General features: G+C 59.2%; 19 protein-coding genes. 7 read left to right on the top strand and 12 right to left on the bottom strand.

All coding sequences use genetic code 11. The features are described 5' to 3' along the window. Positions 1-64 precede the first annotated feature (64 nt). Together FFH21_RS10945 and ppsA are read right to left on the bottom strand one after the other, a co-directional pair. Positions 65-1,057 (bottom strand): alpha/beta fold hydrolase, encoded by a 993-nt coding sequence (locus tag FFH21_RS10945; RefSeq protein WP_011168358.1) that lies wholly within the window; start codon positions 1,055-1,057, stop codon positions 65-67. A gap of 161 nt (positions 1,058-1,218) precedes the next feature. Further along, a complete protein-coding gene (gene ppsA / locus FFH21_RS10940; protein WP_011168357.1) occupies positions 1,219-3,594 on the bottom strand; it encodes a phosphoenolpyruvate synthase in 2,376 nt (791 codons plus the stop codon). Positions 3,595-3,799: 205 nt separating this feature from the next. Between ppsA and FFH21_RS10930 the strand changes: the two genes are divergently transcribed. Beyond that, positions 3,800-4,618: a pyruvate, water dikinase regulatory protein gene (locus FFH21_RS10930; protein ID WP_002553036.1), complete on the top strand. Its 819-nt coding sequence runs from the start codon at positions 3,800-3,802 to the stop codon at positions 4,616-4,618. Between the two features lie 53 nt (positions 4,619-4,671). Here the strand turns inward: FFH21_RS10930 and prpF are convergent, their stop codons facing one another. The 5 genes from prpF to FFH21_RS10900 form a co-directional block, all read right to left on the bottom strand. Further along, on the bottom strand, positions 4,672-5,853 hold the full coding sequence (prpF, locus tag FFH21_RS10925; RefSeq protein ID WP_004667523.1) for a 2-methylaconitate cis-trans isomerase PrpF: 1,182 nt from the start codon (positions 5,851-5,853) through the stop codon (positions 4,672-4,674). Positions 5,854-5,971: 118 nt separating this feature from the next. After that, entirely contained in the window at positions 5,972-8,563 is a 2,592-nt protein-coding gene (gene acnD, locus FFH21_RS10915) for a Fe/S-dependent 2-methylisocitrate dehydratase AcnD (protein ID WP_011168356.1), read from the bottom strand. A gap of 69 nt (positions 8,564-8,632) precedes the next feature. Beyond that, complete coding sequence (prpC, locus tag FFH21_RS10910) at positions 8,633-9,760, bottom strand: 2-methylcitrate synthase (RefSeq protein ID WP_054088542.1); 1,128 nt, start codon at positions 9,758-9,760, stop codon at positions 8,633-8,635. Between the two features lie 297 nt (positions 9,761-10,057). Beyond that, positions 10,058-10,951, bottom strand: coding sequence for a methylisocitrate lyase (gene prpB, locus FFH21_RS10905; protein ID WP_004664762.1), 894 nt, complete (start codon positions 10,949-10,951; stop codon positions 10,058-10,060). After that, complete coding sequence (locus FFH21_RS10900) at positions 10,951-11,655, bottom strand: GntR family transcriptional regulator (protein ID WP_011168354.1); 705 nt, start codon at positions 11,653-11,655, stop codon at positions 10,951-10,953. The genes prpB and FFH21_RS10900 overlap by 1 nt, the downstream gene beginning before the upstream one ends. A gap of 296 nt (positions 11,656-11,951) precedes the next feature. Between FFH21_RS10900 and FFH21_RS10895 the strand changes: the two genes are divergently transcribed. From FFH21_RS10895 to pabB, 4 genes are all read left to right on the top strand, one after another. After that, positions 11,952-12,503, top strand: coding sequence for an ATP-dependent zinc protease (locus FFH21_RS10895; RefSeq protein WP_011168353.1), 552 nt, complete (start codon positions 11,952-11,954; stop codon positions 12,501-12,503). Positions 12,504-12,507: 4 nt separating this feature from the next. Beyond that, positions 12,508-14,043: an inactive transglutaminase family protein gene (locus FFH21_RS10890; RefSeq protein WP_004659234.1), complete on the top strand. Its 1,536-nt coding sequence runs from the start codon at positions 12,508-12,510 to the stop codon at positions 14,041-14,043. Next, positions 14,043-15,020 carry an alpha-L-glutamate ligase-like protein gene (locus tag FFH21_RS10885; protein WP_162885690.1) on the top strand — a complete coding sequence of 326 codons (978 nt, stop codon included), beginning with the start codon at positions 14,043-14,045 and terminating at the stop codon, positions 15,018-15,020. Before FFH21_RS10890 ends, FFH21_RS10885 begins: the two co-directional genes overlap by 1 nt. A gap of 75 nt (positions 15,021-15,095) precedes the next feature. After that, positions 15,096-16,439 carry an aminodeoxychorismate synthase component I gene (gene pabB / locus FFH21_RS10880; RefSeq protein WP_011168351.1) on the top strand — a complete coding sequence of 448 codons (1,344 nt, stop codon included), beginning with the start codon at positions 15,096-15,098 and terminating at the stop codon, positions 16,437-16,439. A gap of 117 nt (positions 16,440-16,556) precedes the next feature. Here pabB and thrH read toward each other — a convergent pair whose 3' ends face one another. Next, positions 16,557-17,174, bottom strand: coding sequence for a bifunctional phosphoserine phosphatase/homoserine phosphotransferase ThrH (gene thrH, locus FFH21_RS10875; protein WP_011168350.1), 618 nt, complete (start codon positions 17,172-17,174; stop codon positions 16,557-16,559). 139 nt (positions 17,175-17,313) lie between these two features. On the opposite strand from thrH, the gene FFH21_RS10870 reads away from it, so the two are divergent. Next, positions 17,314-18,048, top strand: a complete 735-nt coding sequence (locus FFH21_RS10870) for a phosphoadenylyl-sulfate reductase (protein ID WP_011168349.1) — start codon at positions 17,314-17,316, stop codon at positions 18,046-18,048. Between the two features lie 91 nt (positions 18,049-18,139). Here the strand turns inward: FFH21_RS10870 and cysB are convergent, their stop codons facing one another. From cysB to FFH21_RS10850, 4 genes are all read right to left on the bottom strand, one after another. Continuing rightward, entirely contained in the window at positions 18,140-19,114 is a 975-nt protein-coding gene (cysB, locus tag FFH21_RS10865; RefSeq protein WP_002553024.1) for an HTH-type transcriptional regulator CysB, read from the bottom strand. 159 nt (positions 19,115-19,273) lie between these two features. After that, a complete protein-coding gene (locus FFH21_RS10860) occupies positions 19,274-19,762 on the bottom strand; it encodes a universal stress protein (RefSeq protein ID WP_005746089.1) in 489 nt (162 codons plus the stop codon). A gap of 76 nt (positions 19,763-19,838) precedes the next feature. Beyond that, entirely contained in the window at positions 19,839-20,759 is a 921-nt protein-coding gene (locus tag FFH21_RS10855; protein WP_011168348.1) for a 5'-nucleotidase, read from the bottom strand. A 3-nt stretch (positions 20,760-20,762) separates the two neighbouring features. Further along, a complete protein-coding gene (locus tag FFH21_RS10850) occupies positions 20,763-21,734 on the bottom strand; it encodes a putative 2-dehydropantoate 2-reductase (RefSeq protein WP_004659215.1) in 972 nt (323 codons plus the stop codon). Between the two features lie 243 nt (positions 21,735-21,977). Here FFH21_RS10850 and FFH21_RS10845 point away from each other — a divergent pair, with 243 nt between their 5' ends. After that, on the top strand, positions 21,978-23,054 hold the full coding sequence (locus FFH21_RS10845; protein ID WP_011168347.1) for a 3-deoxy-7-phosphoheptulonate synthase: 1,077 nt from the start codon (positions 21,978-21,980) through the stop codon (positions 23,052-23,054). Positions 23,055-23,126 lie beyond the last annotated feature (72 nt).

The following is a 23,126-nucleotide window of genomic DNA, read 5'->3' as shown; positions in this document are numbered from 1 at the left end:
TGGTACGGATCGGCCTGATGAATCAGACGCGACCGGCTGACGCTAACCATAGCGACTTTAACCGCTAACTGCCCACCGCCGCCTGAAACTCTACAACCTGTTCAGGAACAGACTGCCCGTTCAGCCACTCGATGACCCGCGGCCAGACCTGTTGCTGCGCGGCCTTGCTGACCAGCATGCGCACGTGGTCGAAGTCTTCGTCAAAACCGTGCTCGCGCCCCAGGCAAAGAAACTGCTTGTGCTGCGCTGCGCCAATCTGATCGAACAGTGTGCGACAGGCCCACACGGGGTCCTGATGATCGCCAGCCGCAGCAACGGCCAGCACCGGCACCTGAACCTCCTTCAGCCCGGCCCACCAGTTGTTGTCGCGCTCGCCAAAACGCCCGAACAGCCCGTGCCAGCGCAGGCTTTCCAGCACCAGCCCTATTGGCTCGTCTTCCGGCCCACGCTTGAAACGCGGCCCTGAAACATGTTCGAAGGACCTGAGCAACAGCCGCGCGGACCATTGCAGCGGCGGAATTTTCAGCGGCCAGTACGTGCGGCTGACCTGACTGCCGAATAGCGCCACCGACGCTGCAGTGTGCGGCCCCAGGTACTGGCCGCCCAAGGCCGCCGCCAGGGTTGTGCCGCCCAGCGAGTGCCCCATCCAGTGCGGTATCTGACCACTTTGCTCACAGACAAAAGCGGCAATGGCGGGCACGTCGAAACGGGCATAGTCAGCCACACAATTGGCGCGGTAGTTCTGGTTGCGTGCCGACAAACCGTGCCCGCGCATTTCCGGGATCCATACGTCATAACCGGCACGCGCCAGATACGGCCCCAGACCGATACCTTTGGGCGAATACCAGAAGCGCCGGTTGGAAAAACTGCCATGCAGCAGAATCACCGGGATACCGCGCATGTCGGGCTGATCGACCAGCCCCAGTCGGGTCACCACCAGTTCGACGCTGGGGTCGGGGCTGTTGGCTGGCTTGAGACGGTAGACGTCCTCGACAAGATCGCCGCGACGCTCGGCGCTGATCAAGGCAACGGGAAAAAGCTGGCTACTGCTTTGCATATCACTCTTTATCTGGCTTGACAGACGGGATGAAACATCGCGCTCCGGGGCTATCGCGGCACGCCATAAAAAAGGCGGGTTCCGAAGAAACCGCCTCTTTCAAACACCTGAAGCACATGACGGCTCAGGCCACCCTCGCGTCACACGAAGGCCGTGTCGCCTCAGACAGGTGCGTGCGCCTCGGCGAGGAAGAACCAGGTTTCCAGCACCGAATCAGGGTTGAGCGATACGCTCTCGATCCCTTGATCCATCAGCCAGCGCGCCAGATCCGGATGGTCGGAAGGGCCTTGGCCGCAGATGCCGATGTACTTGCCCGCCTTGTTGCACGCCTGGATGGCATTGGACAGCAGCTTCTTGACCGCCGGATTACGCTCGTCGAACAGGTGGGCAATCACGCCGGAGTCGCGATCAAGGCCAAGTGTCAGCTGGGTCAGGTCGTTGGAGCCGATGGAGAAACCGTCGAAATACTCGAGGAACTCTTCGGCCAGAATCGCATTGGACGGCAACTCGCACATCATGATGATGCGCAGGCCGTTTTCGCCACGTTTCAGGCCATTGGCGGCCAGCAGGTCGATGACCTGACTCGCCTCACCCAGCGTCCGGACGAATGGCACCATGATCTCGACGTTGGTCAGGCCCATCTCTTCACGCACGCGCTTGAGCGCACGGCACTCCAGCTCGAAACAGTCGCGGAAGTTCTCGCTGATATAGCGCGAAGCACCGCGAAAGCCCAGCATCGGGTTTTCTTCTTCAGGCTCGTACAGCTTGCCGCCGATCAGGTTGGCGTACTCGTTGGACTTGAAGTCCGACAGACGCACGATGACCTTTTTCGGCGTGAACGCGGCGGCCAGGGTGCTGATGCCCTCGACCAGTTTGTCGACGTAGAAACCGACCGGATCATGGTAACCGGCGATGCGCTTGTCGACGCTTTCCTTGATTTCCGGCGGCAGCAGCGAATAGTTGAGCAGCGCCTTGGGATGCACACCGATCATGCGGTTGATGATGAATTCCAGACGCGCAAGACCAACACCGGCGTTGGGCAACTGGGCGAAATCAAACGCACGATCCGGGTTGCCGACGTTCATCATGATCTTGAACGGCAGCTCTGGCATCGCATCGACCGAGTTGGTCTTGATGTCGAAACCCAGCTCGCCTTCAAAGATGTAACCGGTGTCGCCCTCTGCGCAGGAAACCGTTACGCCCTGACCATCCTGCAGCGTCTGGGTGGCGTTGCCACAACCGACCACTGCCGGAATGCCCAGCTCGCGCGCGATGATCGCGGCGTGGCAGGTACGACCGCCACGGTTGGTGACAATTGCGCTGGCGCGCTTCATGACCGGTTCCCAGTCCGGGTCGGTCATGTCGGACACCAGCACGTCACCAGGCTGGACCTTGTCCATCTCCGACACGTCCTTGATGATCCGCACCTTGCCTGCGCCGATGCGCTGGCCGATGGCACGACCTTCGACCAGCACCTTGCCGGTCTCCTTGAGCAGGTAGCGTTCCATGACATTGGCCGAGGCACGGCTTTTCACGGTTTCCGGACGAGCCTGTACGATGTACAGCTTGCCGTCGTCACCGTCCTTGGCCCATTCGATATCCATCGGGCACTTGTAGTGTTTCTCGATGATCATTGCCTGTTTAGCCAGTTCCGAGACTTCAGCATCGGTCAGGCAGAAGCGCGCACGATCAGCAGGCTCTACGTCGATCACCTTGACCGAACGACCAGCCTTGGCTTCTTCGCCGTAAATCATCTTGATAGCCTTGCTACCCAGATTGCGCCGCAGAATCGCCGGACGGCCAGCAGCCAGCGTGTCTTTATGCACGTAGAACTCGTCCGGGTTGACCGCGCCCTGCACAACCGTCTCGCCCAGGCCGTAGGCACCGGTAATGAACACCACATCGCGGAAACCGGATTCGGTGTCGAGGGTAAACATGACGCCCGCCGTTCCGGTTTCGGAACGCACCATACGCTGCACACCCGCCGACAGCGCGACCAGCTTGTGGTCGAAGCCCTGGTGCACGCGATAGGAAATGGCACGGTCATTGAACAGCGAAGCGAAGACTTCCTTGGCAGCGCGGATAACGTTCTCGACACCGCGAATGTTCAGGAAAGTCTCCTGCTGGCCTGCGAACGAGGCATCCGGCAGGTCTTCAGCGGTCGCGGAAGAGCGCACGGCCACCGCCAGGTTCGGATTGCCGGCTGACAGCTCGGCAAATGCAGTACGAATCTGGGCGTTGAGCGTCTCGGGAAACTCGGCTTCCATGATCCACTGGCGAATCTGCGCACCGGTGCGGGCCAGGGCGTTGACGTCATCGACATCGAGCGCGTCCAGCGCAGCATGGATCTGATCGTTCAGACCGCTCAGCTCAAGAAAGTCACGGTAAGCCTGGGCCGTAGTCGCGAAGCCGCCGGGCACTGAGACGCCAGCACCTGCGAGGTTGCTGATCATCTCGCCGAGGGACGAGTTTTTGCCCCCCACGTGCTCTACATCATGGACGCCGAGCTTATCGAGGGAAACTACGTACTCTACCAAGGTGATCTCTCCACTAACTGTGTTTGTTGTTGGGAAAAGCTCATTCACCCGAGCCACCGTTATGTGACCTCGGGCGTGTCTGGCCGGGCGCAGGCCCATGCCTTGAAACCGTGCCTTCAAAAAAGATGCACCTGCAGGCCCTCAGAGCCGGCAGGCACGCCTATGATAGCCAGAATTCGTCAACTGCTTAAGGCCTGGGTCAAAAATGAAACGATCTGCTTTCTTCATCTCGGACGGCACCGGTATCACCGCCGAAACCCTGGGCCAGAGCCTGTTGGCACAATTTGAAAACATTACATTCAACAAGTTCACCAGGCCCTATATCGACAGCGTCGAGAAAGCGCGGGCGATGGTACAACAAATCAATAATGCCGCCGACAAGGACGATGTGCGCCCGATCATCTTCGACACGATCGTCAATCAGGACATCCGCGAGATTCTTGCGACGTCCAACGGCTTCATGATCGACATCTTTTCGACCTTCCTTGCCCCGCTGGAGCAGGAGCTTAGTTCACACTCCTCCTATTCGGTGGGCAAATCGCACTCCATCGGGCATAACTCCAACTACATGGAGCGCATCGAGGCAGTCAACTTCGCGCTGGACAACGACGACGGCGCGCGGACGCATTATTACGACAAGGCCGACATCATCCTGGTTGGCGTGTCGCGCTGCGGCAAGACCCCGACCTGCCTGTACATGGCCATGCAATTCGGTATCCGGGCCGCCAACTACCCGCTGACCGAAGATGACATGGAGCGTCTGCAACTGCCTGCGGCACTCAAGGAACACCGCAGCAAACTGTTCGGCCTGACCATCGACCCGGACCGTCTCACCGCAATCCGTCACGAGCGCAAGCCAAACAGCCGCTATTCCAGTTACGCGCAGTGTGAATTCGAAGTGCGCGAGGTAGAGAGCCTGTTCCGCCGCGAGAACATTCCCAACATCAACTCCACCCACTTTTCAGTGGAAGAGATCTCTGCCAAGGTGCTGGTCGAAAAAGGTGTGGAGCGCCGCTTCAAATAACCATTGAAAGTAGCCGCATCAGCTGATTTTTGCAGCTGACTGTTTCAGTCGTTTTACTGTGGCACTCGCACCCAGCCCTCCATCAGCACTCTGGCGCTGCGGCTCATAAGGGCTTTGGTGACTTTCCAGTCAGCGCCTTCCTGAACAGCCTGCGCACCGACTCGCAGTGTGCCGGAGGGATGGCCGAAGCGCACCGCACTGCGCGCCTGTCCGCCAGCTGCCAGACTGACCAGCGTGCCCGGAATGGCGGCGGCAGTGCCGATGGCAACGGCAGCGGTGCCCATCATCGCGTGATGCAACTTGCCCATCGATACGGCACGCACCAGCAGATCGATATCCTTTGCCGCAACAGGTTTGCCACTCGATGACAGGTAATCGGCAGGCGCTGCTACAAAAGCCACCTTGGGTGTGTGCTGGCGCGTCGCGGCTTCAGCAATACTGCGAATCAGGCCCATGCGCACGGCACCGTGGGCGCGAATGGTTTCCAGACGGGCAAGCGCCTGCGGATCACCATTGATATCGCCCTGCAACTCGGTACCGCTGTAGCCTATGTCGGCGGCGTTGACGAAAATTGTCGGGATACCGGCGTTGATCATGGTTGCTTTCAAGGTGCCGATGCCGGGCACTTCAAGGTCGTCTACCAGGTTGCCGGTGGGAAACATCGAGCCGCCTGCGCCCTCTTCGTCCGCTGCCGGATCAAGAAACTCCAGCGCCACCTCCGCGGCCGGAAAGGTCACGCCGTCCAGTTCGAAATCGCCGGTTTCCTGTACCTCGCCGTTGCTGACGGGCACATGGGCGATGATGGTCTTGCCGATATTGGCCTGCCAGATACGCACGATGACGACGCCGTCTTGCGGCACACGACCAGCATCGAGCAGACCACTGGCGATAGCAAACGAGCCGACGGCCGCCGACAGGTTGCCGCAATTGCCGCTCCAGTCGATGAAAGGCTTGTCGATGGATACCTGGCCGAACAGGTAATCGACATCGTGGTCGGCCTTGGTGCTGCGCGACACAATGACCGTTTTGCTGGTACTGGACGTCGCCCCGCCCATGCCGTCGATCTGCTTTTCATAGGGGTCCGGGCTGCCGATGACTCGCAGCAGCAACGCATCCCGCGCCGATCCCGGAATCTGTGCAGCTTCAGGCAGGTCCGTCAGCCTGAAAAACACACCCTTGCTGGTGCCACCACGCATGTAGGTGGCGGGGATGCGGATCTGGGGTGAATGAGCCATGAATTCGTTGTCCTGTTCAAAGAGCGCTACGCGCTCAAAATCGGACGCAGAGCGTCCAGAACTGCATGCCCACGCGGAGCATGGGCACGATAGTGTTTTTCCGCGCGCTTATCGTTCCTCACGCACCAGTCGTAGCCTCTAGAAAATCCTGGGCAAAGCGCTGCAACACGCCGCCAGCCTCATAGATGGAGAGTTCTTCGGCCGTGTCCAGACGGCACGTTACCGGCACTTCCACACGTTCGCCGTTACGGCGCTGGATCACCAGCGTCAAGGTCGCGCGCGGTGTGCGCTGACCGACCACGTCGAATGTTTCGCTGCCGTCGATGCCCAGAGTCAGGCGGCTGGTGCCCGGTTTGAACTCAAGTGGCAGCACGCCCATGCCCACCAGGTTGGTTCGATGGATACGTTCGAAGCCTTCTGCGGCAATGGCTTCAACGCCCGCCAGCCTGACGCCTTTGGCGGCCCAATCACGGGACGAACCCTGCCCGTAGTCGGCACCGGCAATGATGATCAACGGTTGCTTGCGGGCCATGTAGGTTTCAATGGCTTCCCACATGCGCGTAACCACTCCCTCGGGTTCGATCCGGGTCAGCGAGCCTTTCCTGACCTTGCCGTCGACCACCGCCATCTCATTGACCAGTTGCGGGTTGGCAAAGGTTGCGCGCTGGGCCGTCAAGTGGTCGCCCCGGTGGGTTGCGTAGGAGTTGAAATCCTCCTCCGGCAGGCCCATTTTCGCCAGATATTCGCCCGCAGCACTGTCCAGCATGATGGCGTTGGACGGTGACAAATGATCGGTGGTGATGTTGTCCGGCAGCACGGCCAGTGCGCGCATGCCCTTAAGCGTGCGCTCCCCGGCCAGCGCGCCTTCCCAATAGGGCGGGCGACGGATGTAAGTGCTCATCGGGCGCCAGTCATACAGCGGCTCGACTTTCGGCCCGGTGTGTTCTTCGATGGCGAACATCGGAATGTAGACCTGACGAAACTGCTCCGGCTTGACCGACGCCTGCACAACGGCATCAATCTCTTCATCGCTCGGCCAGATGTCCTTGAGGCGAATCTCTTTGCCATCGGCCATCCCGAGTACATCGTTTTCGATATCGAACCTGATGGTGCCGGCAATGGCGTAGGCCACCACCAGAGGTGGCGAGGCCAGGAACGCTTGTTTGGCGTAAGGGTGAATACGCCCGTCGAAATTGCGATTACCCGACAACACCGCAGTGGCGTACAGATCGCGGTCGATGATTTCCTGCTGGATCATCGGGTCCAGCGCACCGGACATACCGTTACAGGTGGTACAGGCAAACGCCACGACGCCAAAGCCCAATTGCTCCAGTTCGGACGTCAGTCCTGCGGCATCCAGATACAAGGCCACGGTTTTCGAGCCGGGCGCCAGCGACGACTTCACCCACGGCTTACGCATCAGCCCCAGGCGGTTGGCATTGCGGGCCAGCAGGCCTGCCGAAATCACGTTGCGCGGGTTGCTGGTGTTGGTGCAACTGGTAATCGCCGCGATGATCACCGCGCCATCGGGCATCTGCCCCAGCACGTCTTCCCACTGCCCGGCAATACCTCTGGCAGCCAGATCCGCGGTGGCGACTCGCGCATGGGGGTTGGACGGCCCGGCCATGTTGCGCACCACGCTGGACAGGTCGAAGCTCAGCACGCGCTCGTACTCGACCTCCTTCAGGCTCTCCGACCACAAGCCGGTGTGCCGGGCATACAACTCGACGAGCTTGACCTGTTCGTCTTCACGGCCGGTCAGGCGTAGATAATCGATGGTTTGCGAATCAATGGAAAACATTGCCGCTGTCGCGCCGTATTCCGGTGCCATGTTGGAAATCGTCGCCCGGTCACCGAGGGTCAGGCTCGACGCACCCGCGCCATAGAACTCCAGATACGCGCCAACCACCTTCTGCTGACGCAGGTATTCGGTCAGAGCCAGCACCACATCGGTGGCGGTGATACCCGGCTGACGGCGTCCAGTCAGTTCGACACCGATGATGTCCGGCAGGCGCATCCACGAGGCGCGCCCCAACATGACGTTTTCGGCCTCGAGGCCGCCAACGCCGATGGCAATCACGCCCAGCGCGTCGACATGTGGCGTGTGGCTGTCTGTCCCCACCAGCGTGTCGGGAAAGGCTACGCCGTCGAGCACCTGCACCACCGGCGACATTTTCTCCAGGTTGATCTGGTGCATGATGCCGTTGCCCGGCGGGATCACTTCGACGTTCTTGAACGCCTGTTTGGTCCAGTCAATGAAGTGAAAGCGGTCTTCGTTGCGACGGTCTTCGATGGCGCGGTTCTTCGCGAACGCCTGCGGGTCATTACCGTCGGACTCCACTGCCAGCGAATGGTCGACAATAAGCTGCACCGGCACCACCGGGTTTACCTGCGCAGGATCACCGCCCTGCGAGGCAATTGCATCGCGCAGGCCGGCAAGATCGACCAGTGCGGTCTGCCCCAGAATGTCGTGGCAGACCACCCGCGCAGGGAACCACGGAAAGTCCAGATCACGCTTGCGCTCGATGAGCTGGGTCAAAGAAGCACTCAAGGTCGCAGGATCACAGCGGCGCACCAGGTTCTCGGCCAGCACGCGCGAGGTATAGGGCAGCGAGGCATAAGCGCCGGGCTTGAGCGCCTCGACCGCTGCGCGCGCATCGAAATAGTCCAGTCGGGTGCCAGGAAGCGTTTTGCGGAATTCACTGTTCATTGCGGGACTCGATCACGGAATGTTCGGAATGCGGGTGGGGAACTCGTCAGCGGTTCCCCTGCCCCCTTTTCAGCGCTGTTCGATGGGCACGAAGCTGCGCTGTTCGACACCGGTGTACTCGGCGCTCGGACGGATGATGCGATTGTTGGCGCGCTGTTCGAAAACGTGGGCGGCCCAGCCGGTCAGGCGCGAGCAGACGAAGATCGGTGTGAACAGCTTGGTCGGGATTCCCATGAAGTGGTACGCCGAGGCATGGTAGAAGTCGGCGTTGGGGAACAGTTTCTTCTGCTCCCACATGACCTTGTCGATGGCCTCGGAAACCGGGAACAGCACCGTATCGCCCACTTCGTCAGCGAGTTTCTTCGACCAGCCCTTGATCACCTCGTTGCGCGGGTCGGACTCCTTGTAGATCGCATGGCCAAAGCCCATGATCTTTTCCTTGCGTTCCAGCATGCCCAGCGTGCCTTTAGTGGCTTCCTCAGCCGAAGCGAAGCGCTGAATCATTTCCATCGCGGCCTCGTTGGCACCACCGTGCAGCGGGCCGCGCAATGTGCCGATGGCTGCCGTGACGCAGGAATACAGGTCCGACAGCGTCGACGCGCAGACGCGGGCGGTGAAGGTCGAGGCATTGAATTCGTGCTCGGCGTACAGAATCAACGACACATCCATGACCTTACGGTGCAGTTCGCTGGGCGCCTTGTCGAGCAAAAGGTGCAGAAAATGCCCGCCGATGGAGTCTTCTGCGGAGGTGCAGTCGATACGCTTGCCGTCATGACTGAAGCGATACCAGTAGCACATGATCGCCGGGAACGCTGCGAGCAGACGGTCGGTTGAGTCGCGCTGCTGATCGAAGCTGCGCTCCGGCTCCAGGGTGCCGAGCATGGAGGCACCCGTGCGCATGACATCCATCGGGTGAGTGTCGGCGGGTATGCGTTCCAGCACTTCCTTCAAGGCCTGCGGCAGATCGCGCAGGTCCTTGAGTAAGTCCATATAGGCAGACAATTCGGCTTTATCAGGCAGTTCGCCGTACAGCAGCAGATAGGCAACTTCTTCAAAGCGAGCTTCGGCGGCCAGATCGCGCACATCATAGCCGCGATAGGTCAGCCCGGCACCGGCCATGCCCACCGTGGACAACGCCGTCTGCCCGGCCACCTGCCCGCGTAGCCCGGCACCACTCAATACTTTTGCTTCAGCCATGGTTCTCTCCAATTTTGTTTTTTTGATGTTGGACTGACTCTGGCTATCGTGCCAACGCCGGAGTGCTCATCGTTGTACACAAATCCGCTTTTGATTCTGGCCGAAGGCTGTGGGAGCGAACTTGTTCGCGAAAGGGCAGGTATGATCGCCAAAAATGCATAGCCTGAAACACCGTATTCGCGAACAAGTTCGCTCCCACGCCCTTCGGGCAGAAGCCTGAAGCCCTGATTAAAGGCTCCCCAATACTTTTTTATAGCGCTGAGCGCTGAAGCGTGGGAACGATAGTCAGATGTGCTTTTACCCTTTCTTCTGCGCAAACAGCGCGTCCAGTTTTTGCTCGAATGTGTGGTAGTCGATGGCGTCGTACAACTCCATGCGCGTCTGCATGCTGTCGACCACGTTCTTCTGGCTGCCATCGCGACGGATTGCGCCATAAACATTTTCCGCAGCCTTGTTCATGGCACGAAAGGCAGAAAGCGGGTAAAGGACCAGCGACACGTCGGCCGCACGCAACTCATCGACGGTAAACAAGGGCGTAGCGCCAAATTCAGTGATATTGGCCAGGATCGGCACGCCTGCACGGTTGGCGAATTGCTTGTACATCTCCAGTTCGGTGATTGCCTCAGGAAACACCATGTCCGCGCCCGCTTCGATACAGGCCGCAGCACGCTCAAGTGCCGACTCCAGCCCCTCGACCGCCAGTGCATCGGTGCGCGCCATGATCACGAAACTGTCGTCAGTGCGTGCATCTACAGCGGCTTTGATCCGGTCGACCATTTCCTGCTGCGAAACAATTTCCTTGTTCGGGCGATGCCCACAGCGCTTGGCACCCACCTGATCCTCAATATGAATCGCAGCAGCCCCGGCCTTGATCATCGAGCGCACGGTTCGCGCTACATTGAAAGCCGAGGAACCGAAACCGGTGTCGACATCCACCAGCAGCGGCAGGTCGCAGACATCGGTGATGCGGCGCACATCAATCAACACGTCTTCAAGACCGGTAATGCCCAGGTCCGGAATACCCAGTGAACCTGCTGCAACGCCGCCGCCAGAAAGGTAGATAGCCTTGAACCCGGCACGTTTTGCGAGCAGCGCGTGATTGGCATTGATTGCGCCGACCACTTGCAACGGCTGTTCACTGGCGACCGCATCGCGGAAACGCTGGCCGGGAGTACTGTTGTTGTGACTCATTATTCACCTCGGTCGGGAGCCGCCTGAAAGTGGCGCTCAATGTTGCGTCTGGATGCACCGATATGGCGGCGCATTAACAATTCAGCCAGCTCACCGTCGCGATCAGCGATGGCATCGAGAATGCGGTGGTGTTCGGCAAAGGCCTGACGAGGCCGGTTGGGCGTTGTGGAATACTGGATGCGGTACATGCGCACCAGTTGGTACAGCTCGCCACACAGCATCTGACTGAGGGTACGATTGCCGCTGCCCTGAATGATCCGGTAATGGAAATCGAAATCACCCTCCTGCTGGTAATAGCCGATGCCCGCCTGAAATGCAGCATCGCGCTCATGGGTGTCAAGGACGCCCCGCAACTCATCGATCTCGGCCTGGGTCATACGTTCGGCGGCCAAGCGACAGGCCATGCCTTCCAGAGACTCACGGATCTCATAAAGCTCTATGAGCTCGGCATGGCTGAGCGCGACGACCCGGGCGCCGACGTGCGGCACGCGCACCACCAGTCGCTGCCCTTCGAGCCGGTGAATGGCTTCACGCAACGGCCCACGACTGATGCCGTAGGTGCGAGCCAGCTCCGGTTCGGAGATCTTGCTACCAGGGGCAATCTCGCCTTTCACAATAGCGGATTGAATGCGTCGAAAAACGTTCTCGGAAAGGGTTTCCGAATCATCAACGACTGCCATTGCCTTCTCGACCGCACCCAGCATTGTCGACACCTTTAGTCTTTTAAGACGAAAATCTAGCCATAAACCGCAAATCAGTCAAAATAAAATAGGTGATTGTCGACAATATATCAAATGAACGTGAAAGCCTCCTGCAGGAGAACCTGAACAGACATACAGGTTGATCGCTGGCAGCGCCAAGGCTTCATGCTAGAATGCGCCGCGTCCGCACAGCACGCTCAGCACCGAAGCGGCGACTGCGAACTGCCCGCCCTATCACCCTCAGGTCAACTCTATTTGCGCCCTGACCCTGAAGTTGTTCGCTCATCGCGCCAGGATTTATGAGACTGACTAGACTGCCCACACTGCTCTGCCTGCTGTTCTTTTCCGGCCTGCTGCTGCCCAGCGTCAGCCTGGCCGCCAACAAGACAGTCTATGGCCTCAACGAATACGCCAGCCTCATTGAAATCGACGTCGAGATTGCCGCCAAACTGGATACGGGGGCCAAGACCGCTTCACTGAGCGCCCGCGATATCAAGCATTTCAAACGCAATGGCGAAAGCTGGGTGCGCTTCTATATAGCCAGCGACAGCAAGCATATACACCCCATAGAACGGCCTCTGGCCCGGGTCAGCAAGATCAAGCGTCGCGCCGACGACGTTGACCCGAATGAAGAAAACAAATACTCGTCACGTCCGGTGATCAACCTCTATATCTGTATGGGTGAAGCTTTACGCAACATCGAAGTGAACTTGACTGACCGAAGTGCTTTCCAATATCCGCTTTTGATCGGCTCCGAAGCGTTGAAACGCTTCGATGCGCTGGTCGATCCAAGTCTTAAATATGCGGCAGGGAAGCCCGTCTGCGCTTCCGTCGCTCAAAACGCAGAGTAAACCCATGCGCTCTCTTACACTCCATCTGAAGATCCTGATCACTGCCCTTGTAACCCTGGGCATCGCGATCACGGCCTATCAGATACTGGCGCTCGGCATACCCGTCACCGAAGACGAAACCGATGACCTGTGGAACATCGACGCCAAAGTCGAATTCATCGCCAATCCAAAGGATTCGGTGAAGGTCCAGATGTTCGTACCGCCACTGGCCCACGACTACATCAGCCTCAATGAAAGTTTCATCTCGAACAATTACGGCGTCAGCGTCAACCGCGCTGACGGCAACCGCAAGGTCACCTGGTCTGCCCGTCGTGCCACCGGCAACCAGACGCTTTACTACCGCCTGGTACTGACCAAGCGCTACAGCGGTGAGAAACCCAAGGTCAAAGGGCCGATCTTTCGCGACAGCATGACCGTCGAAGGCCCCGAAAAAATTGCGGCCGAGGCACTGCTGGCCCCGATTCGCCAGCACTCTGCGGACGTGGAAACCTTCATCACCGAAGCCATCAAACGCGTCAATAACCTGAATGACGACAACGTCAAACTTCTGCTGGCGGGCGATACCTCAGCCTCCAACAAGGCCCGGATTACCGAGTTGCTGCTGTCGATTGCCCACGTGCCGCTGGAAAAAGCCCACACCATACGCCTCGATGCCGAACAGCAGACGCCGGAACTCTGGCTGCGCAGCTTCAATGGCAAGGAATGGCTGTACTTCAACCCGGACACTGGTGAAGCCGGTCTGCCGGATGATCGCCTGTTGTGGTGGACCGGTGAAGACGCCCTGGTCAGTGTCGAAGGGGGCAAGAAAGTGCAAGTCACGTTCAGCCTCAATAACAGTGAAATGAACGCCATGCGTCTCGCCAAACTGACCGACGCCAGCACAGACTCCGACTTCCTTGCCTATTCTCTCTACGGGCTGCCACTGCAAACCCAGCAGACCTTCATGGTCATGGTCATGATCCCGATTGGCGTACTGGTCATCCTGATCCTGCGCAACCTGATCGGCCTGCAGACACTGGGCACTTTCACGCCCGTGCTGATTGCCCTGGCGTTCCGCGAAACTCAACTGGGTTTCGGCATTATTCTGTTTACGGTGATCACCGCTCTGGGCTTGTCATTGCGCTCGTACCTGGAGCACCTGAAGTTGCAAATGCTGCCGCGCTTGTCGGTTGTACTGACCTTCGTTGTGGTGCTGATTGCGGCCATCAGCCTGTTCAGCCACAAGCTGGGGCTCGAACGCGGGCTTTCGGTGGCGCTGTTCCCGATGGTAATCCTGACCATGACCATTGAACGCCTGTCGATTACCTGGGAAGAGCGCGGCGGCAGCCACGCCATGAAAGTCGCGATCGGCACGCTGTTCGCGGCATCCTTGGCACACCTGATCATGAGCGTGCCGGAACTGACCTATTTCGTTTTCACCTTCCCGGCAGTGCTATTGATACTGGTCGGCTTCATGCTGGCGATGGGCAGATACCGTGGCTATCGCCTGACCGAACTGGTGCGCTTCAAGGCTTTTCTGAAAGAGGAAAAGACTAAATGATCGGCTGGTGGAAGACCTGGAAGGCGCTTGAGGCCCGCGGCATCATGGGCATCAATCGGCGTAACGCCGACTATGTACTCAAGTACAACAAGCGCAGCCTTTATCCGGTCGTCGATGACAAGATCATCACCAAGGAGCGGGCCATCGCGGCAGGCATTCACGTGCCGGAAATGTACGGAGTGATTTCCACGGAAAAGGAAATCGACCGGCTTGACGATATCATCGGCGCACACAGCGACTTCGTCATCAAGCCCGCCCAGGGCGCAGGCGGCGACGGCATCCTGGTCATCGCCGACCGTTTCGAGGAGCGTTTTCGCACCGTCTCGGGACGCATCATCAGCCACGCGGAAATCGAGCATCAGGTGTCCAGCATTCTCACTGGCCTTTATTCACTGGGCGGCCACCGTGACCGGGCGCTGATCGAATACCGGGTTGTTCCGGACCCGATCTTCAAAAGCATCAGTTACGAAGGCGTACCGGACATCCGTGTCATCGTGCTGATGGGCTATCCGGTGATGGCCATGCTACGCCTCCCGACCCGCCAGTCAGGCGGCAAGGCCAACCTGCATCAGGGCGCGATTGGCGTCGGTGTGGACCTGGCCACCGGCGTCACCCTGCAAGGCACCTGGCTGAACAACATCATCAGCAAACACCCGGACACCACTCACTCGGTAGACGGCGTGCAACTGCCCAACTGGGACGGTTTCATGAAGCTTGCCGCCGAGTGTTACGAGCTGTGTGGTCTGGGCTACATCGGTGTCGATATGGTACTGGACCAGGACAAGGGCCCGCTGATTCTGGAACTCAATGCCCGTCCCGGCCTAAACATTCAGATCGCCAATGACAGTGGCCTGACCCACCGCACCCAGGCCGTCGAGGCGCGCCTGGAACAACTGGCTCTCGAAGGACGCCAGGAATCCGCGCAGGATCGAGTCAGCTTTGTACAGGACCTTTTCGGCCACGTGCCCGGCATCTGAACGGACATACCGCTAGGACTGCCGCATCGGCAAGGCTACAATCGCCAGCCGCGTTTCCAAGACCGATATTCGACGATGCCGATCTGCTCGATACACCCCCTGCCCTACAGCGCCGACCCGATCGCGTTCTTTGCGCGAATCCGCGAAGCGCCAGGCGCGGTGCTGCTCGACAGTGGCAGGCCCGCCGCCGAGCGCGGCCGATATGACCTGCTCAGCGCCTGGCCGCTGCAGGAACTGACCGCTGCCGATGACGAGAATGGGGCCGCCTATCTCCAGCGGTTGCGCGACAGTCTCAAAGCGCTCGGCACAGCGCAATTGCCTGACGGGTGCGAACTGCCCTTCGCTGGCGGCCTGATCGGTTATCTGGGTTACGAGTTCGGTCGACGCCTAGAACCGCTGCCGGATGAAGCCGTCGACGACCTGCAACTGCCCGAAGCGCGCCTGGGGCTCTACGCCTGGGCGCTGATCAGTGATCATCAGGAGCAGACCAGTCAGCTGATTTTTCACCCGTCCCTACACGCAAGCGAGCGCAAACGGCTGATTGATCTGTTCTCTGTCTATATCCCTGAGCCGCACACGGAGTTCCGCCTCAGCCAGCCGTTTCAGGCCAGCATCAGCGCGGATCACTATCGACAGGCTTTCGAACATATTCAGGCCTACATCCAGGCGGGTGACTGTTATCAGGTCAACTTCGCGCAACGTTTTCAGGCGCAGTGTACGGGCGACCCGTGGGCCGCTTATTGTGCACTGCGAGCGGCTTGCCCGACGCCGTTCGCCGGTTACCTGAGCCTGCCGGGGCACGATGCAATCCTGAGCCTTTCTCCGGAACGCTTCGTGCGGGTCAGCGCCAGACAGGTCGAAACCCGCCCCATCAAAGGCACGCGGCCGCGCAGCCCGGACGCCACAGAGGATGCCGCGTTCGCCAACGAGCTGTTGGCCAGCGAGAAGGACCGCGCTGAAAACCTGATGATTGTCGACCTGCTGCGCAATGACCTGGGCCGCAGCTGTAGAATCGGTTCGGTAAAGGTCCCTGAGCTGTTCAGCCTGGAAAGCTACCCCAATGTGCATCATCTGGTGAGCAGCGTGACCGGGGAGCTGGCCGCTGGCAACGATGCACTGGACCTGATTGCGGGCAGCTTCCCTGGCGGCTCCATAACCGGCGCGCCGAAGATCCGCGCCATGCAGATCATTGACGAACTGGAACCGACCCGACGCAGCCTGTATTGCGGCTCGTTGATGTACCTGGACGTACGCGGCGAAATGGACAGTTCAATCGCCATCCGCAGCTTGCTGGTCAAGGATGGGCGCATTTCCTGTTGGGGCGGCGGCGGCATTGTGGCGGACTCCAGCTGCGAGGCTGAATATCAGGAAACCTTCACCAAGGTCCGCGTGCTGCTGAAAACGCTTGAGGCGCTCTGAGATCCTGCGCGATACGCCTACCTCGCTCCGACTATCGTGCCAATGCTCCGCGTTGGCATGCCTTTCTGGACGCTCCGCGCCGATCTTGCGCAGGAACCAGAAGTGTAAGCCCTGCGTCTAGAGCGCCAGATCCCGATTCGACGCCTTGATGAACTCTTTTTTCAGCTCATCAAAGGTATGCACCGCCGGAAACTGCGGAAACTCGCGGATCACGTTGTCGGGGGCATGAAACAGGATACCGGCATCGGCCTCGCCCAGCATGGTGGTGTCGTTGTAGGAGTCGCCCGCCACAATGATCCGGTAGTACAGGCTTTTGAACGCCAGTACCGACTGACGCTTGGGATCTTTCTGACGCAACTGGTAACTGACGACACGGCCGGTTTCATCGGTGATCAGGCGATGACATAGCAGGGTCGGAAACCCCAATTGGCGCATCAGCGGCTGCGAGAACTCGTAAAAGGTGTCGGACAGAATCACTACTTGAAAAAGCTCGCGCAACCAGTTGACGAACTCCACTGCACCTTCCAGCGGCTTGAGGATGGCGATCACTTCCTGAATGTCCGACAGTTTCAGACCGTGCTCATCGAGAATACGCAGGCGCTGATTCATCAGGACGTCGTAGTCGGGAATGTCCCGAGTGGTTGCGCGCAGTGATTCGATACCGGTTTTTTCGGCAAAGGCGATCCATATTTCCGGGACAAGCACACCTTCCAGGTCCAGACAGGCAATTTCCACAGCGCACTCCTCAAGGCTTTGACTATCAACGCAGGCAGCACTCTAGCCTCTGGTAACGGCCACTGAACAGCGGATTTTGTTACCATTGCCGCCATCACGAGCGCTTAAGCGCCACTCTTGCATTTTAGGAAGCCGCCTGATGAGCCAACCTTTCGACGTCGCTGAACTGGCGACGACCTATGCGAACAAGTCTGCACAAGACATTCTGAAACTGGCCTTCGAACACTTCGGTGATGAACTATGGATCTCCTTCAGCGGCGCCGAAGACGTCGTGCTGGTAGACATGGCCTGGAAACTGAACAAAAACGTCAAGGTCTTCAGTCTCGACACCGGGCGCCTGCACCCGGAAACCTATCGCTTCATTGAACAGGTCCGTGACCACTACAAGATCGAGATCGAAATCATCTCGCCGGACCAGAGCAAGCTCGAACCCTTCGTCAAGGAAAAAGGCCTGTTCAGCTTTTACCGGGATGGTCATGGTGAATGCTGCGGCGTACGCAAGATTGAGCCGCTGCGCCGCAAACTGTCTGGCGTCACAGCCTGGGCCACCGGCCAGCGCCGCGACCAGAGCCCTGGCACACGCAGCGCCGTTGCCGCACTGGAAATCGACAGCGCGTTCTCGACCGCCGAGCGCACCCTGTACAAATTCAACCCGTTGGCGCAGATGAGCAGCGAAGAAATCTGGGGCTACATCCGCATGCTGGAACTGCCCTACAACAGCCTGCACGAGCGCGGTTTCATCAGCATCGGCTGCGAACCCTGCACCCGCCCGGTAGTGCCGAACCAGCACGAGCGCGAAGGTCGCTGGTGGTGGGAAGAAGCCACACAGAAGGAATGCGGGCTGCATGCAGGCAACCTGATAGCGCGCAACTGACGTTGCGAGCGGCAAGCCTCAAGCTGCGAGCCTCAAGTCAAAGCGCGTAAGGCTCTGGCTCCGGCTTGTAGCCAAAAGCTTGCCGCTGCTACTAGTGCACCGGCAGTTCGACGTTGGCAAACAGCTCTTCCATTTCCTGTTTGTTGTGGCACTGAATCGCCTTGGCCATGACTTCGCGGGTCAGGTGCGGGGCGAACTTTTCGATGAAATCGCACATAAAGCCACGCAGGAAGGTGCCACGACGGAAAGCGATCTTGGTCACGCTGGACTCGAACAGGTCGCTGGCGTCCAGTACCACCAGATCGCTGTCGACTTCTTCGTCGACCGCCATCCTTGCAACAATGCCCACGCCCAGATTCAGTCTGACGTAGGTCTTGATCACGTCAGCATCCGCAGCCGTAAACACGACCTTGGGCACCAGTCCCCGATGACTGAACGCTTCATCGAGCTTGGAGCGGCCGGTAAAACCGAATACGTAAGTCACAATCGGGTACTCGGCCAGCAGCTCCAGGGTGAGCTTGGGCACCTTGGTCAACGGGTGGCCCTGTGGCACAACGACGCAACGGTTCCAGCGGTAGCACGGCATCATTACCAGATCGCTGAACTGCTCAAGCGCTTCGGTGGCAATAGCGAAATCGACCGTCCCGTCAGCGGCCATTTCGGCGATCTGCATTGGCGAGCCCTGATGCATGTGCAGGGCCACGTCAGGGTACTGCTTGATAAAATTACTGATAACCGACGGCAACGCATAACGCGCCTGAGTGTGAGTGGTTGCGATCGACAGTGTGCCCTTCTTCTCGTTGGAGAACTCCTGAGCAATCTGCTTGATGCTTTCGACCTTGCGCAGAATCTCGCCTGCGGTGGTGATGATCCGCTCGCCTGCGGGTGTCACGCGCGTCAGGTGCTTGCCGCTACGGGCGAAAACCTCGACGCCCAGCTCGTCTTCAAGCAGACGAATCTGCTTGCTGATGCCTGGCTGGGAGGTGTAAAGGCTCTGGGCCGTCGCAGAAACGTTGAGGTCGTGGTGCGCCACTTCCCAAATGTAGCGCAGTTGTTGGAGCTTCATATGTATCCCTCAAAGCAGATAAACCCTATAGGTATCAGCGACGGTATATAACTGGATTAATGGTGAGGCGAATAATTCTAGAACTTTTTATCACCTTTGTAAGGTGATCGCACGCTCGATTTCACTAAAACCACCAATTGAACCTTCCTTTCCCTACCCTCACTCCTTTTTCAACATCATCGGAACCATGTAGACCGGCACATCGGAAAATTGCAGGACCCTGGCAGCCGTTCGGCCTATCGATGTGCCCTCTTCTATCCTGCGGCTGTGACTGCCCACCACCAGCAAATCCACCTCCAGCTTGTGCGCCTGCTCGATAATCACACTGGCAGGTTCTCCCTGAACGACACGTATCGTACGGATCAGGGAGAGGTCCGCGTGGCCGTCCCCCAGCTCCTCACGAAACCCATCGAGCACTCGCTGCTCTATGGCGTCCAGAAACGTATTGACCCCCTTGCCACGAAGTTCTTTCAACGCCTCCTCGCCGAGATGACTCTGCAGTACCGACTCGGCGAACAGGCCCATCGGCTCAACGACATGGATTACATACAGCCCTGCGTTGAACGTTCGAGCCAGCGCCAGCGCGTGCTGCGTTACATAAGGCGCGTACAGACCAAGGTCTGTGGCATACAGCATCGAACGAACCATACAACCTCCCGAACAACCGGAATGGCGGAGATTGACTCAGCGTAGCAGCGCATCATCGGCTGCGACGACAGACTTCTCAGCTGCCGTCGGCAAGCGGCGTTAATTCATTGCTGATGCCATGCGGAACATGTCCGGTTGCCACCACTTCACGCGCCTTTTCGCAGTGACCGGGCTGATCGTCGAAAAACACATCGGCGGCAAATGCCTCAAGAAAAGCCGACTTCTGCAAGCCGCCGAGAAACAACGACTCGTCGAGACGAATGTCCCATTCGCGCAAGGTGCGGATCACCCGTTCATGTGCAGGTGCCGAGCGGGCCGTGACCAGCGCGGTACGAATCGGGCAGCTCGCGTCGGGAAACTCGCGCTGCAATTGGTAGAGCGCGGCGAGAAACGGCTTGAAGGGGCCGCCACGCAACGGCTCGCGCGCCGACTCACGCTCGCTGGCCTGAAAGGCAGCCAGGCCGCCGCTCTGGTAAACCCGCTCCGATTCGTCGGAAAACAACACGGCGTCACCGTCGAACGCGATACGCAGCTCGGCGCTGGCTGCACGTCGCGCACCGCCTGAAAGGATGGTCGCCGCAGCAAAACCGGCATCCAGTGCGCTGCGCACATCCTCGGCGTGGGTCGACAAAAACAGATGGCAGCCAAACGCCGCCAGATAAGGATAAGGACTGCGTCCGCCTGCAAAGGCAGCACGACTGATGTCCAGGCCGTAATGCTGGATCGAGTTGAAGACCCGCAAGCCGGTATCGGCGCTGTTGCGCGACACCAGCACCACTTCCACGCGCGCCCTGTCCGGGCTGGCATTGAGGCTCAGAAGTTTTTCAACCAACGGGAAAGCGTCGCCCTGTTCGAGAATCTCATCCTCGTGCTCAATCTGATACTTGCGGTAGGCCTCCACGCCGTCGGCCATATACACCTCGTGGCTGTCGCGAAGATCGAACAGCGCCCGCGATGAAATCGCCAGGACAAGCTTATGGCCATCAGCCTCTTTCATGAATCATTCCTCGTTTGCCGAGCGGTTGGCACGGTCAATAAATGCCAGTGCCTGATAAAGCGCCCGCACGCGGGGCATGTCAAACCCTGCGGCAAGCGCGGCTGCGAGGGGCCGGGCGTAAATGGCTTCAAGCTCCAGTGGCCGCTTCTCGACCAGGTCGTGATACATGCTGGGCCTGTAGTCCGGCATGCTCTGGGTCACGGTAAACAGATGCTGCGCGAAACCCGGCGGCAAGGCATGACCACAGGCCTGGGCACCCTGCACCACTTCATCCATCAGCGCCTGGATCAATGCCTGACTGTCAGGGTCGGTCATCAATTGGCTGGTACTGGTATGCAACAAGGCCGACAGACCGTTGTAGGGCACATTCCAGACCAGCTTCTGCCAGCGGGCCTGCCGCAGATTAGCCATGACAGGGGCGTCGATGCCGGCCGTCTTGAACAGCTCCGAGCAGGCTTCGACGACCGCCATGCGGCTCGCTTCGTCGCCTGCCGGGCCGCTGTGATAGCCGATACTGACCGCGCCGAAGGCTTCATGAGCGACGACGCCGGGCGCAACCCGGTTGACGCAGACGAAACATAGCCCGCCCAATATATGCAGGCTGTCGGGCAGCACGCTGCGCAACTGATCTTCGACGGCCAGACCGTTCTGCAGCAGCAACACTTTGGCGTCCGGCGCAGCAGCCTGGCTGATGATCGGACCCAGCGCGGCGTTGCCGGTGCTCTTGGTGCCCACCAGCAACCAGTCGCAAGGCGGCATGTCAGCCGCCGAGCGATAGGCTTGAACGGGCTTGAGATGCAAGTCGCCATGCACGGCACTATTGACCTGCAATCCCTCGCGCGCCACCGCCTCAAACTCGCTGCGCAGCAGAAAATGCACGTCGTATCCGGCACGCGCCAGCATCAGCCCGTAAAAGCCGCCGATGGCACCGGTACCTATAACGCCGACACGCGGACGACGGGAATCAACACTCATGACCTCTCCCTTGGCTGTCAGGTTATTTCGGGCCATACACTATCCGTCGCAGCGGATTGTCTTGCAATACAGCAGCGCGGCCCGGCGGGCAGTTACCCGTAACCTGCCCGATACCTCGTTTACTTATTGTCGAACAGCGCGATAACGCGCTAAGGTTCGGCTCCCCGCTGCGCTCAAACCTGCTGGGCACCGCCGCACGGGGTACCGTTGGCGGCCAGTACCCGCGACCTGATGAGTAACACGATGGCTGATTTACCGATTGACGACCTTAACGTTGCCTCCAACGAGACTCTGATCACCCCGGATCAGCTCAAGCGCGACATCCCTCTGACCGACGCCGCCCTGCACACCGTCAGCCAGGGCCGCGAGGTGATTCGCAACATCCTCGATGGCAATGATCACCGCCTGTTCATCGTGATCGGCCCCTGCTCGATCCACGACCTGAAGGCAGCCAAGGAATACGCCGAGCGCCTCAAGGCATTGGCGGCAGAAGTGTCCGACACGCTGTATCTGGTCATGCGCGTCTATTTCGAGAAGCCACGTACTACCGTGGGCTGGAAAGGCCTGATCAACGACCCGTACCTGGATGACTCGTTCAAGATCCAGGATGGCCTGCACATCGGTCGCCAGTTGCTGCTGGACCTGGCTGAAATGGGCTTGCCAACCGCCACCGAAGCACTGGACCCGATCTCCCCGCAGTATATGCAGGACCTGATCAGCTGGTCGGCCATTGGCGCGCGCACCACCGAATCCCAGACTCACCGCGAGATGGCTTCCGGCCTGTCGTCGGCAGTCGGTTTCAAGAACGGCACCGACGGCGGTCTGACCGTTGCCATCAACGCCTTGCAATCGGTCTCGAGCCCGCACCGCTTCCTCGGTATCAATCAGGAAGGTGGCGTATCGATCGTGACCACCAAGGGCAATGCCTACGGCCATGTCGTACTGCGCGGCGGCAATGGCAAGCCCAACTATGATTCGGTCAGCGTCGCCCTGTGCGAACAGGCCCTTAACAAGTCCGGCATTCGCCCGAACATCATGGTCGACTGCAGCCACGCCAACTCCAACAAGGACCCGGCCCTGCAGCCGCTGGTGATGGAAAACGTCGCCAACCAGATTCTGGAAGGCAACGAATCGATCATCGGCCTGATGGTCGAGAGTCACTTGAACTGGGGCTGTCAGGCGATTCAGAAGGACCTGTCGGAATTGCAGTACGGCGTATCCATTACCGATGCCTGCATCGATTGGGAAAGCACTGAAAAAACCCTGCGCAGCATGCACGCGAAACTCAAGGCTGTACTGCCCGCCCGCAAGCGCAAGTAACTGCCTGACCGATTAACCTGCAACAACGAAAACGCCGAGCATATGCTCGGCGTTTTTCATGCTGACGGTCAG

The sequence above is a fragment of the Pseudomonas sp. KBS0707 genome (genome assembly GCF_005937945.2).
In the GTDB taxonomy this organism is placed as follows: domain Bacteria; phylum Pseudomonadota; class Gammaproteobacteria; order Pseudomonadales; family Pseudomonadaceae; genus Aquipseudomonas; species Aquipseudomonas amygdali.
Note: the sequence above shows the minus strand (reverse complement) of the source record. Positions and strands in the feature narration are given on the sequence as shown.